The sequence below is a fragment of the Borreliella valaisiana VS116 genome (genome assembly GCF_000170955.2).
Taxonomy (GTDB): domain Bacteria; phylum Spirochaetota; class Spirochaetia; order Borreliales; family Borreliaceae; genus Borreliella; species Borreliella valaisiana.
On sequence record NZ_ABCY02000001.1, the window covers coordinates 793,633 to 807,034 of the forward strand.

The 13,402-nt window shown below is 26.6% G+C and carries 13 protein-coding genes and 1 tRNA gene; 5 read left to right on the top strand and 9 right to left on the bottom strand.

The window, feature by feature from the left end; translation table 11 throughout:
- Positions 1-81: 81 nt before the first annotated feature.
- The gene (locus BVAVS116_RS03770) at positions 82-1,257 is read left to right on the top strand and encodes a hypothetical protein (protein ID WP_006068308.1); all 1,176 of its coding nucleotides are present in this window, start codon (positions 82-84) and stop codon (positions 1,255-1,257) included.
- A 229-nt stretch (positions 1,258-1,486) separates the two neighbouring features.
- On the opposite strand, the gene BVAVS116_RS03775 is transcribed toward BVAVS116_RS03770, so the two are convergent.
- The 6 genes from BVAVS116_RS03775 to BVAVS116_RS03800 all read right to left on the bottom strand — a co-directional run bounded on the left by BVAVS116_RS03775 (position 1,487) and on the right by BVAVS116_RS03800 (position 7,901).
- On the bottom strand, positions 1,487-2,485 hold the full coding sequence (locus tag BVAVS116_RS03775) for a DUF4340 domain-containing protein (protein WP_006068748.1): 999 nt from the start codon (positions 2,483-2,485) through the stop codon (positions 1,487-1,489).
- 16 nt (positions 2,486-2,501) lie between these two features.
- On the bottom strand, positions 2,502-4,010 hold the full coding sequence (locus BVAVS116_RS03780) for a GldG family protein (RefSeq protein ID WP_006068628.1): 1,509 nt from the start codon (positions 4,008-4,010) through the stop codon (positions 2,502-2,504).
- 4 nt (positions 4,011-4,014) lie between these two features.
- Positions 4,015-4,749 (bottom strand): ABC transporter permease, encoded by a 735-nt coding sequence (locus BVAVS116_RS03785; protein ID WP_006068489.1) that lies wholly within the window; start codon positions 4,747-4,749, stop codon positions 4,015-4,017.
- Positions 4,746-5,675, bottom strand: a complete 930-nt coding sequence (locus tag BVAVS116_RS03790; RefSeq protein WP_006068820.1) for an ABC transporter ATP-binding protein — start codon at positions 5,673-5,675, stop codon at positions 4,746-4,748. The genes BVAVS116_RS03785 and BVAVS116_RS03790 overlap by 4 nt, the downstream gene beginning before the upstream one ends.
- Before the next feature lie 8 nt (positions 5,676-5,683).
- Positions 5,684-6,643, bottom strand: coding sequence for a ribonuclease Z (locus BVAVS116_RS03795; protein ID WP_006068217.1), 960 nt, complete (start codon positions 6,641-6,643; stop codon positions 5,684-5,686).
- Positions 6,644-6,833: 190 nt separating this feature from the next.
- Positions 6,834-7,901, bottom strand: coding sequence for an NAD(P)/FAD-dependent oxidoreductase (locus BVAVS116_RS03800; protein ID WP_006068374.1), 1,068 nt, complete (start codon positions 7,899-7,901; stop codon positions 6,834-6,836).
- A gap of 198 nt (positions 7,902-8,099) precedes the next feature.
- Here BVAVS116_RS03800 and BVAVS116_RS03805 point away from each other — a divergent pair, with 198 nt between their 5' ends.
- From BVAVS116_RS03805 to BVAVS116_RS03815, 3 genes are all read left to right on the top strand, one after another.
- Positions 8,100-8,696, top strand: coding sequence for an ATP-dependent Clp protease proteolytic subunit (locus BVAVS116_RS03805; RefSeq protein ID WP_006068469.1), 597 nt, complete (start codon positions 8,100-8,102; stop codon positions 8,694-8,696).
- Between the two features lie 46 nt (positions 8,697-8,742).
- Positions 8,743-9,402, top strand: a complete 660-nt coding sequence (locus BVAVS116_RS03810) for a hypothetical protein (protein WP_006068558.1) — start codon at positions 8,743-8,745, stop codon at positions 9,400-9,402.
- 67 nt (positions 9,403-9,469) lie between these two features.
- Positions 9,470-9,553 (top strand) — tRNA-Leu (locus tag BVAVS116_RS03815).
- Between the two features lie 12 nt (positions 9,554-9,565).
- Here BVAVS116_RS03815 and BVAVS116_RS03820 read toward each other — a convergent pair.
- Together BVAVS116_RS03820 and BVAVS116_RS03825 are read right to left on the bottom strand one after the other, a co-directional pair.
- Positions 9,566-10,423 (bottom strand): undecaprenyl phosphate translocase family protein, encoded by an 858-nt coding sequence (locus tag BVAVS116_RS03820; RefSeq protein ID WP_006068681.1) that lies wholly within the window; start codon positions 10,421-10,423, stop codon positions 9,566-9,568.
- Positions 10,424-10,469: 46 nt separating this feature from the next.
- Positions 10,470-10,799 (bottom strand): nucleoside triphosphate pyrophosphohydrolase family protein, encoded by a 330-nt coding sequence (locus BVAVS116_RS03825; RefSeq protein ID WP_006068843.1) that lies wholly within the window; start codon positions 10,797-10,799, stop codon positions 10,470-10,472.
- Positions 10,800-10,909: 110 nt separating this feature from the next.
- On the opposite strand from BVAVS116_RS03825, the gene BVAVS116_RS03830 reads away from it, so the two are divergent.
- Entirely contained in the window at positions 10,910-11,797 is an 888-nt protein-coding gene (locus tag BVAVS116_RS03830) for a LysM peptidoglycan-binding domain-containing M23 family metallopeptidase (protein ID WP_040351349.1), read from the top strand.
- Positions 11,798-12,041: 244 nt separating this feature from the next.
- On the opposite strand, the gene BVAVS116_RS03835 is transcribed toward BVAVS116_RS03830, so the two are convergent.
- Positions 12,042-13,400 (bottom strand): sigma-54-dependent transcriptional regulator, encoded by a 1,359-nt coding sequence (locus BVAVS116_RS03835; RefSeq protein WP_006068248.1) that lies wholly within the window; start codon positions 13,398-13,400, stop codon positions 12,042-12,044.
- Positions 13,401-13,402: the final 2 nt, after the last annotated feature.

Genomic DNA, 13,402 nt, shown 5'->3' on the forward strand with positions numbered 1-13,402 from the left:
TCTTAATATACTATATTTACAAGTAGTTAAAGTTGATTTAGATTGTAGTTATATTGAATAGTTTTGGAGAGCAAAGTTGGCGTGAAGAATAATATTTTTTTTATCAAAGAAGGTCCAAAGGAAGTTGATTTTGATATGGAAAAAGTATTTTTAAGAAATGAGTCTGTTGATATTATTTCTACTTCCTCAGATAATTTTAAAAATTTTTTAGATGAAAAGCTGTTAAAACTCGATAACATATTAAAAGAAAGACATGGTGAGTTGATTAATTGCTTAAAGGATGTTGAGCTTCGTGTTGAGAGAGTTGAGAAAGAAATGCTTGATGGTGGACTTAAGCTTGTCCAAAGAGATTTTATTACTTCCGATTCGAAAGATTTTGAAAAAAAGTCATCTGAGATTGACGATTCATTTTCTAAAAAAGAAGACAATTTGCCTAATATTTCTATTGGTCAAGAAGAATTAGATGCACTGCTTGAAGGCATCAATTATATTCCAAAAGAAAATGAAGACGTTCAACACGATGTTAAATTTAATACAGATAAAGCAGATAAAGATTTGAATTTGGCCAGCAGTTTGCATGTGACTGATAATTTTTCTAATGATTTTATTAAAAAAGAAAGTAAAGAAAGTAAAGAAAGTAAAGAAAGTATTGATGTTGTTAATGATAATGTTTCCGTAGAAAATATGGAGGTAAATAATAATAACGATCATAGTGAAAAATTAGATAGTTTTGTAGATAACAAACAACATTTAGATTTAATTGATGAGAATGGAAACGTCAAGCATGGGGGGGGCAGTGATGATACGATTCTTGAGTGTTCTGGTGAACGTCTTGAGTTTAAAGAATTTGATGACTTTGAAAATATTTTAAAAGAGGACTTGGATTCTCAAATTACCGAAGGCTCTTTATCTAATTATGGAGAGAAAAATTTGAATGATAATTTGGGAGATGAAGTAGATCGAAACCAAAGTAATGATGTTTCCAATTGTGAAAAACCCAGTTTCCAAAATATAACTGAAGAGGATCCTTCTTTTTCTCATTTTAATTTTAATGATGTTGAAAAGGTTGTGAGCAAATTTAATACTAAAGAGTCTTTAAGCAATGTTGCGCTAAATAGCGATGAAAAAGCCGTATTAATAAATTTCATTGATAGGATAGAAAGTGAGCTTGAGTTAAATCCTAATAGAAATATTTTTAAAATTAAACAAGAGTATGAAGTTTTAAAAAAAGTTAAATTTTTACTTACTAAAAATTAAAGAATCTATTCGTTTAAATTTTATTTTACTTTTCTTCTATAAGAATTTTAAGTTGATTTTTGATAGCTGAATAGACGATTTTTTTATTCGAACTTGAACTAACATTAAGTAAAGTAAAACAACACTTTATCTTTTGATAAAATGTTGTCTTTGTAATGGTTAATTTTTATTATATTTGTTTTTATATGTTTTATTTTTTTAATACATAGCAAGATTAATCTGTATTGTTTTAATGTTCATGGTGATCTACTTGATTATCATTGCTAGAAATATTATCTTTTTCTATTAATTTTTTTTCTAAGTTAAATACATCAAAAAAAGTCCATTTGCTAGTCATGTAGTAATATTCATCTTTATCTTTTTTGATTAATATGTCTTTGTCATTTTCTTCGTTTTTATTAAGGTAAACTTCAATATTGTTAACACTTTTATTGCTCCATTTAACTTCAATTTTGTAATGAAGTTTATAGTCATCTATTTTTGATTTATCAATTTCAAGTCCATCAGCTTTAAATTCAGCAATAATATTTAAAGGTCTTTCCTTTGGCATTTTTTGGTTATTTAAAAAATAAAGGCCATCTTTAGTGGTAATCTCATAGTTATTATTTATATTATTTTCATTTTCTTTGTTTAATTTTCTTATTATTTTTAATGATAAATTTTCTAATTTTGTGTTTTTTTCTTGAAATAATGTAGTATCTGAAAATGTATTATAAGAATTACCTTTATATGATAAGAAAATATTTTTTGTTAAGTAAACATTTTCGTCACTGCCTTTAATGTATGCCAATCTTGAATCACCTTCTCCTGATTTTCCAACAAAAATTTCTGTTAACAGTTTGTTATTATTGTCAAATAATTTGAAGCTTGGATTTTCCCCAATTCCGAGTTCTTTGTGTTTTTTTTGATCTCTGCTTACAAGTTTGTTTTTTTGAAGTTCATCTAATGCTTTGATTAGAGAATTAACTTTTTTATTGTCAACGGGAATATTTTGTTTGTTATATGTTAACATCCAATCTTTACCAAGTTTTGTTAGTGTTCCTTCAAGTTCTGTTTCAATTTTAGAAATTAAATTTAAGTCAAAATCGAAAAATTTTTCTTCCAGAATCCTTGCTACTTTATTTTCATTTGAAAAAATTATTCCCAATAAAAATGTAGATGTTAGCACTATTATTATCAATATTTTTATTTTTTCTTTATTGATTGAGAATATTTTTGATTTTATCATAAACACTCCTTTATTCTTAATTTGCTTTTCTTTTTTTAGTAAATCTAACAAGTCCAAATATTAATATTATTGTTGGAAGAATAATTAAATTAACAATTATTAATGAAAACTTTGCATTGACCATTTCGTTTGAGGAGCTTGGAAATTTTAATTTAGCTCTTACTTCTCTGGACTTAATATTAAAAAATTCTTCCTTTTGCATTAAATAGTCTGAAATTCTTCCTGATAGTTCGAAATTTGATGGAGAACCGTTGTACATATAATCACTAAATATCATGCTTGATCCTGTTAAGATTATTTTAGAATTTTTGGAATATTGTTCTTTATAAGGACTTTTAATTTTTCCTTCAATTGCATATCCTAGTATTTTGAGTTTATTCTCATCAAATTTATTTGGGACTTCGAATGCATTCAAAGATATGTTTGAAAGATTGGGTTCTTTAACTTGCCATGATTGTTTAGAGCTTGCAAAGAGAGGTAAAAATTTTACTTCTTCTTCATCTTTTTTGACAAGTTCTAATGAGCTACTCCAAGGAATTGTAGCAGTATAAAAATTTTTTAGTAATGGTATGTCTTTTTTTATAATATTGCTTTTGTCTATTAAGATCCATGGATAGTAAGTTTGAAAATTGCCACCTAAAAAGATAGTGGGTGCTCTTTTATCAAGAATAATATTATCATGGTATTTTATACCATAGCTTTCAAATAGATCAAATAGCTTAGATTTAATAGGAGTTATGCCATATGGATTTTGAGGATTGTAATCAATTGTGCTTGTTGCAACAAATATTTTTCCATCGTTAACAATAAAATCGTCAATTTTTTCTACAATCTCTTTATCAATTTCTTTAGCACCAATAATGAATAATCCATTTATTTCTTTTCTTATGTCTTCTAATTTTTCAGTTTTTAAATCTATTTCTTTTATTTCAATACCAAATGCTTTTTGCATTATTTCAGAAAAGTTTTTGTGGGCTTCTTTTAAAGTGCTGTCTCCAAAAGCAAGTCCTAAAACTTTTTTTGTATTGTTTATTAGCTTGTCAAGCCCATTTGCAAGGTCATATTCTAAATTACTGATTTCTGTTACGATTGGTATTACTTCTCTTTTTCCTTCGTAAATAATTTCAATTCCTGAATATATTTTGAGTATTGAGAGTTGATTAATATCTCTTAAGTCGATTTGCTGAGAAGGAATGCCGATGTGCTCTAAGGGTGTTGAAATTTTATCGGCATCAAGTTCTTTATAAATTACTTTTCCTTTTGAAGCATCAGAAAAACTTATTAAAAAATTTTTTATTTGGTTTGGAAAGGCGAAATAGTTTTCAAGGCTTCCTGAATTGTAATATGTTATATATATTGTTTCATTTGCACTTGAAAACAAATTTTTTGTAACTTTAGATATTGTAAAAGCTTTGTGCTTTGTAAAGTCTATTTTTAAAATGAAAATAGATATATTGCAAAAAATCAAAAAGATTATTGTAAGGTTTAAAGTTAGGTTTAAAACTTCATTTTCTTTATTTTTCATAATTTTATCTCCATTTTTTTAGCGTTATGCTGTGTGTGGTTAGTATTAAAAACGTGATTGTGAATGTAATAAAATAAATAAAGTCTGATAAGTTTAGTATGCCCATATTAAAATAGCTAAAGTGATTAGTTATTGAAATAAAATTAAGCATTTCTCCTATTATATTTTCTTTCCCAAAGATCATAACCAATTTCCCAGAAAATAGTATTAAGATCAGTATAAATACGGTTAAAATGTAAGAGACTATTTGACTTTTTGTAATAGACGAAATAAATGTTCCCATGCTTAAAACCGAGAGAGAATAAAGAATTATCCCTAAATATTGAAGCAATATTATTCCAAGATCAAATTCGCCCATGAAAATTGTCATTATTGTAAGAGGTAAGGTAAGTGAGAATAGTATTAAGGTAAATATTTTAAGCGTAATAAATTTGCCTAAGACTATTTCTTGAGGGCTTAGTGGTAGAGCATAAAGAAGTTCAATGCTTCCTGTTTTATGCTCTTCTGAGAACACTCCCATGCTAAGTGCTGGCAGCACTAACATCAAAATAATAGGCATTGAAGAAAAATAAGAGGTAAGAGATGCATTGTCTTTAATAAAAAATCCTGATAAAAAGATAAATGAAAAGTTTATGAATATTAAAAAAAATAGCATCACAACGTATGCAGTTGGAGTTCCAAATAATATTTTTAGTTCTTTTTTAGAAAGCGATAAAGATTGCTTTAAATCTATTTTCATTTTTTTCTCTCCTTGGTTAATTTACTAAATATCTTTTCAAGGCTTTCATGTTTTGGGATCATTGCTTTTAAGATGATATTATTTTTTACTATGTAGCTAAAAAGATCTTCTTCTGTTTTTCCTTGAGATAGTTTTAATGAAATGTTTAAGTCTTTCTCGTGATCTTCAAGTTGTATTAATGTAAAAATATCATTTTTGCTATTGAAAAATTTTTTTTCATTTTCGGAGTTTTTTGAAACTATTAATTCTATTTCAATCTCCTTAAGTTTATTTTTAATAATATTTTCTTTTGTGTCATCAGCAACAATTACCCCGTTGTTTACAATAATTATTCTTTTACAAATAGATTCTACTTCGCTTAGTATGTGTGAAGAGAATAATATTGTACTTTTTTTTTCAAGTTCTCTTAAGAATTCTTTAAATTCAATTATTTGATTTGGATCAAGACCATTTGTTGGCTCATCGAGTATTACAAGTTTAGGATTGTTTATTAAAGCACCCGCTATTCCTACTCTTTGTTTAAATCCTTTTGAAAGTTGAGAAATCAGCTTATCTTCAACTTCTTTTAATTTGAATATGCTTATTGCTTTGTCAATTTCTTTTTTTATTTTTTTAACACCTTTTATTTCTGATATAAACTTTAAATATTCTTTAACAGAAAGTTCTGGGTAAAGAGCTAGTTTTTCAGGAACATATCCTATGTGTTGTAGTATTTCTTTTGAATACTCTACAATGTCTTTTTTAAAAATTTTTACATTACCTTTGCTTGGATAATGAAATGATGTCAAGATTTTGATTAATGTGGACTTTCCGGCTCCGTTTGGGCCAAGTATGCCAAGCACTTCGCCTTCTTTAACCTTAAAGCTAACATTAAATAGCGCTGTAAATGAACCATACATTTTGCTAACTTTTTCTACATTTATCATATACCCTCCTATTTAATAATAAAGTTATTTTTGCTTGCTTCAAGCCTCATTCCATCTTTTGTTAAAAAAATTTCTCCATCTGGATATTCCAATTTTGCCTCCTTTAGTAAGTTTTCAAGATCTTTTCTTAATGTATATCTTTCACTAAAATGAATAAGTCCTGTTTGTAAAACTTTTGCTTGCTTGACAATATTTGCAGCTCTACTCGCTGTTAAGTGAAGTTTTTTATCTGCTTCCTTTTTAAGCTCATTTTTAAATGTGCTCTCAATTATTACAAGGTTAAAATTTTTGATTTGCTGTATTAGCTCTTTAAAATAACCAGTATCTGTAATGTACGCAACTTTTAATCCTTTTCTAGATTTTCCAAGTATTTCTGATGGTTTTATAATTTTTCCGTTTATTAGTATTTCTTTTCCATCTTGTAGGGTTTTCCTAATAGGCCCTTTGGGAATATTTAACTCTTCTGCTTTTTCTGTATTGAATTTGCCAGGCTTATCTTTTTCTATAAATAAATATCCAACACATTCTATTGAATGTTTTAGCCCGGTGTATTCAATTTTTTTTGTTTTATCTTCATATATTATTTTTTCAGTTTTATCTATGATTATTTCTTTATAAATTATTTCATAATTTTTATATATTTTAAGCATTTCTATATTAGCTTTTGCATAGTTTTTTATTCCAACAGGTCCAGCGATTATTAATGGGTCTTTTCTTGTTTCTCCACTTTGTGACATTAGCATTATTATTCCAAGTAGCCCTGTAATGTGATCAGCATGTAAGTGTGTAATACAAATCATTTTTATTTTTTGCCAAGATATTTTTTGTTTTCTTAAAGACATTTGAGTTCCTTCTCCACAATCGAATAAAAAATTGTCCCCATTGTATTCGATTAGTACGGATGACAAATATCTATTGTGGAGCGGTCTTGTTCCCCCAGTTCCTATAATGTTAATGTTGAATCCCAAAGATTATTCTCCTGGTTTGCCTTGAAAGTGTTAATTAATTTTAATTGTTTTGTTAAATTTTGCTTCACTTTTAGTTTCTCTTTGGATAAGAATTATTTTAGCTTAACTTAAACATTATATTATTTTTTCATTAATTTAGAAATATTAAGATGTGAAATCGCTTGTCAGCATGAATTTAAAAATTTTGATTTTAAAAATGTTGCACATTATTGTAATAGTTTGCGTATCTTTTAATATTATAATGATTTGGAATTTTGTCAATTTTTTCAATATTGTCAACTAATAAATTGGATAAGTATGGTGCCATAGATATACCTCTTGTTCCAAAACCATTTAGTATGAAGATATTTTTATGCTTTGGGTGTTCTCCCAAGAAAGGTTCTCTGTCAAGAGTTGAAGGCCTTATGTGTGCTTTTTGAGCAATGACTTTGCATTTTAGATTTGTTATTTTTTTAAATTTTTCCAATAATTCTAATTTTGCCCATTCATTTGTAAGTGTATTCCAAGTATTCCATTCGTAAGTACCTCCAAGGTAAAATTTATTCCCCTTTAGGTGAATTAAAGATACGTGTCTATTGTAAACTTCTTTAAAATTTAATTTCTTGCATTCTAATATTATGATTTCACCTTTTGCAGGCTCAAATGGTAGGTAAGAAAAAAATCCTTTAAGTTTTTCTTTATATCCTTTTGCAAATATTAATTTTTCAAATTTGAAATCTTCTATTTTGAAAAAACTTTCTTCAAGTTTAATTTTATTTTCATCGATATTTTTTTTTATGTATGATTTTTTTTTGATTAAATATTTTTTAATATTTTTTATATAGATTTTTGTATTAATCCTAGCGCCTTTTATTACCATTCCTCCGTTAGAGTCTTTTGAGAAATTATAAATTTTGCCATCTTTTATTTTCAAAATAAAGTTTGTCATGTTTTTATCATTTTCAAGTCTATCAATCAGGTTATTTTTTTGATTTTCAGTAGTAAATGGTCTAAAGATATTTTTTTCTATAAAAAAATTAGATTTAATGGTTTTTTCAATTTCTTGATAGTAATTTTTTGCAAATTCAAAAATATGCGATTCTTTCCATGCAATGTTCATTTTTCTGCCCATAATAGGATTAATAAGTCCACCTGCTACTATTGTTGCTTTTGTATCTTCATCATCAAAAAGAATTACTTTTTTATTTCTTTTAAGAAGTTCGTAAGTAACGGTGCTTCCTGCTATTCCCCCCCCAATAACTGCAAATTCATAATGCATCATAAACCCCTTTTTGATTTTATTTATTTATAAATTTAGAGTATTTTTTGATTATAATGAAGTTTAATTAAATATTTATTAGTCTTTTTCTTTTCAGAAATTAGTTGCAATTGTTTAGTTTTTATGTTTCCTTATCATTTAAAAACCTTTTATTTTCAATTATAATATATCATTATGTTTTTGTATAAGGGATGTTTTATGACCAGTAAAGAAGATGATAATAGTAGTGTTTTGCATGATCAGTCATTGAAATTAGTTTTAAAGAGCAGATCAATAGTAATTGCTGGTGAGATTACCAAGGATGTTTCTCGGCTTTTTCAGGAAAAAATATTATTATTAGAGACCTTAGATTTTAAAAAGCCTATATTTGTATATATTGATTCAGAAGGAGGCGATATTGATGCTGGATTTGCTATTTTTAATATGATTCGTTTTGTTAAGCCCAAAGTTTTTACAGTTGGAGTAGGACTTGTTGCTAGTGCCGCTGCTTTAATTTTTTTGGCTGCAAAATTAGAAAATAGATTTTCATTGCCTTTCGCCAGGTATTTATTGCATCAACCTTTGAGTGGATTTAAAGGAGTTGCCACAGATATTGAGATTTATACTAATGAGTTAAATAAAGTTAAAAAAGAACTTAATAATATTATCTCAAAAGAAACAGGTCAAAAAATTTCTAAAATAGAAAAGGATACTGATAGGGATTTTTGGTTAGACAGTGGCGCTGCAAAAAAGTATGGACTTGTATTTGAAGTTGTTGAAACAAAGTGTCAACTTGAAGAGTTTATTTCTGCTTAGTGTTTTATTTGTTTCCTGTAATTTTATAGATATAGATTTTAGTGTTTTGGAGTTTAAAGTTGCAGATTTTAATTTAAATGATAATTCTTCTCAAGAATTATTAGATTCTGCTTATAATATTCTCGATCAAAGTTTTGATTTAATAATTATTAAGAACCTTGAAAATAAAAATGTTCTTGATTTAATCAATAATAGAGTTTTATTTGGCACTTTTAAGAATGCTTATTTCATTGATCAAGGGAAAGGACTTTCTGTTAGCATTCTTTCTAAGCGTAAAATAAATATTAAAGTTTTGAGTGTAGTGCAAGATTATGATAATTTAAAATTAGGATTGCTTGTTGATTTTAAATTTAAGGATAAGCATTATGGTATTGTTATTTATAATTTAAGCAATGATTTTATTAAACATTCTGCTAGTTTGCAAATTAGTGAGCAAATTTTATATTTAAAAGTCCAAATGGATAAATTAATGTTTATTTTAGATGAATCTGAATTTTTTATTTTTGATTTATTAATCAAAAATGGATTTTTTAGTTTAATAAATGATTCAAACAATATTTCAATGTTAGCGAATAAGATTGATTTTAGAGTTTTTTCTAATTTTTTTGCTAGAGTTTCTTTGTATTCATTTATGTTTGCAATTGCAGATTATTTGCACAACAATTATTCTATTGAGAATTTTCCTCAAAAAATAGTTATCAATTGAGTTTTGGGATTTATTTTCTTGTTTGACTTGACATCATAATATATTATTATTTATTATATTATTCTATGCCGAAGTGGTGGAAATGGTAGACACACAGGACTTAAAATCCTGAGGAGGAAGCTCCGTACCGGTTCAAGTCCGGTCTTCGGTATTTCCAAAGGTTTTATTTACATTTTTCGGCTATTTTTTTGTTTGTAAGCATTCCTAGGATAAGTGCTATTCCTAAAGATGTAAAAGATGTAAAGTCGGATTTAAAATTTAATTTTAATACTATTAATATCATTTGCAGAATTGATCCAAAAATTAGGCCTTTTGATAAATAAATAAAATTGTTTAAGTGATTATCTATTATTTTCTTTATTATTAATATTGATGTAATTATTCCTATTGTTAGAGATATTGCAAATATTGTAATAAGAGCAATGTTAAATTCGGATATAATGAGTATTATTTCTTTATAAAAGCCAAGTAGTAGAAGCATTGCAGATCCTGAGATTCCTGGTAAGATCATTGATGCTCCGCTTATTGTTCCAGAGGATATTAATAATAAATAATATTTTATTGAGTTTTTGTCTTGAAGTATTGTACTTTGCAATTGTATATTAGATTCTTTGATTATTAAGAAAAGTACAATAATGACCATGCCAATAAAAAACAACAAATGCTTTAATATTTTTGTATTACTATTTATTTCTTTTATAGATATTTTTGGTTTTAGTGTTAACATATTCCCAAATGTTAATCCTATGAAAAATGCCATTAGCAATGCTTCTATTATTCCATTGTCAAAGACATAAGCTTTAAATATTTTTGCAGCCAATAATATTGAGGTTAACATTCCTGTTGCCAAAATAGTTAAAAACATTAAATTTTTTTTAATTTCTGCGAATTTTAAGATTTCTGAGATAGAATTTACTATTTTGTAGTAAATTTTTAGCATTAAGGCCAGTGTTGCCCCAGAGACCCCTGGGATTATGTTTGCAATTCCAAGTAAAATTCCCTTGATATAAATATTAAGCATTTTTATTTTTAGATTTTAAGTATTTATTATTTTCAATTTAAATGTTTTATCTGTCATCACCCTCACCATTTATTGTTCCATTTTCATGTCGCTTTTTTATTTTTTTTAGGTTTGTAAGGGCAACATCTTCAAGTGTAATACCTAAATTGTTGCTTAAAGTTGACAAGTACCATAAAACATCTCCGAGCTCTTTTTTAATTGACATCAAATACTCATCATCAATAATGTAATTTTTGTCTCTTCCTAATTTTTTTATTTTTTCAACAACTTCTCCAGTTTCACCAGCAAGACCAAGTGTTGTTAAAATTAATTCTTCTTTTTTATTTTTGTACTTAGCAGTTTTTTTTGCTTTTTCTTGGTATTCGTTTAACTCCATGTTGAAAGACAGTTTATTACAGTTTGTTATTATTTACAAGCCCAAACATGATTTATTATTTTTATGTTTTTTATTATATTTGATTAATTAAGCGTGAAATAATTTGTAGTATGAGTAAAATTTTTTTGTTATTTAAAGCAGTTTTCTTTTTTTTGAAAATAATTTGTGTTTTTTCTTATCCAGAAATAAAAAATTTTTCAAGAAAAGATCCTATTTTTTCTGATCTTAAAATTAAAGTTTTTAAATATAATAAAAAAGAACATATTCCCTTGTTTTTTTACTTATATAAAGTTAAAAAGGGGGATACTTTTTTTAAAATTGCTAACAAAATAAATGGGTGGCAGTCTGGTATTGCTACTGTTAATTTATTAGATTCTCCTTTTGTAAGCGTTGGGCAAGAGATTCTTATTCCTAGTAAAAAGGGAGTTTTTGTTTTTGATAGTAAAGATTATAGATTTAATAATTTGCTTTTAGCAACAAGAGATCTTACTAAAGCCGAAAAAGTAAAAATTAAAAGGAATGACAGAGTTTATGAGTTTTATTTTTTTGATTTTGCCAAGAACCCAGATTCCGGACTTTTTTCAGGTACAGAGTTACTTTTTTTTTTGAATTCTAATTTTATTTTTCCTTTAAAAAAATTTATTGTTAGTTCTGATTTTGGATTTAGAAATGATCCTTTTACTGGTAATAAAAGTTTTCATACGGGAATAGATCTTGCAGCTCCAATGAATACGGAAGTGTATTCCTCTTCTTCTGGAATAGTTATTGAAGTTGGATATAACGATCTTTATGGCAATTTTGTTGTAGTTGGTCACAAAAATAATATCAAATCTCTTTATGGGCATTTAAATTCATATTCTGTAAAGAGAGGAGATTTAATTAAATCGGGTGAATTTCTTGGAAGGGTGGGGCAAACGGGGCGTTCAACAGGGCCCCATTTACACTTTGAAATATTAAAAAAAAATATTCCTATTAATCCTTTAAAGTTTTTAAAGTAAAGATTGATTACAGGCAGCCAAATATAATATTATTAAATTATATTGATTATTAATAAATAATGGTGTACAATTATATGTCTAATAAAAATATTTTTACACTTTTGAACCCAGAGTTTTAAAGAAAGTGTTTCATTTTAATATAATTATTGATATTAAAAAATTTTTTGGTTTCAAAAATATACATTTAATTTAAAGCGATATTATTTTTTTGTATTGATTATAATTTAATAATTTAAAATAAATCTTATTGATCAATGTGATATTCGATTATTTTATTATGTAAAGTTTTTCTTCCTATTTTTAATATTTCGGCGCATTTGCTTTTATTGTTTTTGGAATGAAAAAGTGTTTGTTTTATTATTTCTTTTTCGGCTTCTTTTAGGCTAATTCCTATTGGTAGTGTTATTTTAAATGTAAGATTTTCATTATTCTTAATTTTTGCCGGTAAATCTTCTTTAGTGATTTGCTTACCTTTTGATAATATTAATGCTCTTTCAAGTACATTTTTTAATTCTCTAATATTTCCTGGCCAATCGTAATAATAGAGAGCTTTCATTGCATCATTAGAAAGAGTTTTTTCTTCTCTATTGTTTTCTTTTGCGACGTCTCTTATTAGTATGTTTGTTAAATAGGATATATCATCTTTTCTCTCTTTTAAGGGCGGTATGTTTATATTAATGATATTTAATCTATAAAATAAATCTTCTCTAAATTTTCCTTTTTTAATTTCTTCTTCAATGTTTTTGTTTGTTGCAGCCAGAAGTCTAATGTCAACTTTAATTGTAGTTTCTCCCCCAACACGTTCAAAGGTTTTGTTTTGTAGTACCCTTAAAAGTTTAACTTGAATTTCAGGCGAAATTTCTGCTATTTCATCAAGAAAAATTGTACCTTTGTTTGCAAGTTCAAATCTACCTTTTTTTTGGGAAATTGCACCAGTGAATGCTCCTTTTTCATGGCCAAAAAGTTCGCTTTCAAGGATGCTTTCAGAAAGTGCGGCGCAATTTACTTTTATAAATGGTTTGTCATTCCTATTAGAAAGATCAAAAATAGCATCTGCTATTATTTCTTTACCAACACCGCTTTCTCCTGTTATAAGAACAGATGCATTTGAGTTTGCTATTTTTATTACAAGTTCAAAAATTTTTTGCATTAGTAGCGATTTTCCCATGATTTTTTCATAGTATTTTAAATCTTTTCTTATTATTATATTTTCTAAATTGACATTTTCATTTTCGTTATTTTCTTTTTTATTTAATGATCTTTTTATTATTAGTAAAAGTCTTTCAAGGTCTAAGGGTTTTGTTAAAAAATCGTAAGCACCTTCTCTCATGGCATCTACAGCAGAATCAACTGTTCCGTGTGCTGTTAAAATAATAAAAGGTATTTCTAAGTTTTTTTCTTTAACTATTTTGAGCAATTTTTCTCCAGATATCTGGGGCATTCTCAGATCAGATATTATTACATCAAGATTTTCATTTTCAATTGTTTCAAGAGCTTCTTCTCCGTCGCTAGCAGTGAAAACAAAATACCCTTCATCCTCAAGATAAGTAGCAATTCCTTCTCTAATATTCTTTTCATCATCAGCTACAAGTATTTTGCTCATTT

Bases quoted from the DNA above. Each gene is read 5' to 3' on its own strand.
- BVAVS116_RS03775 (WP_006068748.1), bottom strand. From the start codon at position 2,485: ATGATAAAATCAAAAATATTCTCAATCAATAAAGAAAAAATAAAAATA.
- BVAVS116_RS03780 (WP_006068628.1), bottom strand. From the start codon at position 4,010: ATGAAAAATAAAGAAAATGAAGTTTTAAACCTAACTTTAAACCTTACA.
- BVAVS116_RS03785 (WP_006068489.1), bottom strand. From the start codon at position 4,749: ATGAAAATAGATTTAAAGCAATCTTTATCGCTTTCTAAAAAAGAACTA.
- BVAVS116_RS03790 (WP_006068820.1), bottom strand. From the start codon at position 5,675: ATGATAAATGTAGAAAAAGTTAGCAAAATGTATGGTTCATTTACAGCG.
- BVAVS116_RS03800 (WP_006068374.1), bottom strand. From the start codon at position 7,901: ATGCATTATGAATTTGCAGTTATTGGGGGGGGAATAGCAGGAAGCACC.
- BVAVS116_RS03805 (WP_006068469.1), top strand. From the start codon at position 8,100: ATGACCAGTAAAGAAGATGATAATAGTAGTGTTTTGCATGATCAGTCA.
- BVAVS116_RS03820 (WP_006068681.1), bottom strand. From the start codon at position 10,423: ATGCTTAATATTTATATCAAGGGAATTTTACTTGGAATTGCAAACATA.
- BVAVS116_RS03825 (WP_006068843.1), bottom strand. From the start codon at position 10,799: ATGGAGTTAAACGAATACCAAGAAAAAGCAAAAAAAACTGCTAAGTAC.
- BVAVS116_RS03830 (WP_040351349.1), top strand. From the start codon at position 10,910: ATGAGTAAAATTTTTTTGTTATTTAAAGCAGTTTTCTTTTTTTTGAAA.
- BVAVS116_RS03835 (WP_006068248.1), bottom strand. From the start codon at position 13,400: ATGAGCAAAATACTTGTAGCTGATGATGAAAAGAATATTAGAGAAGGA.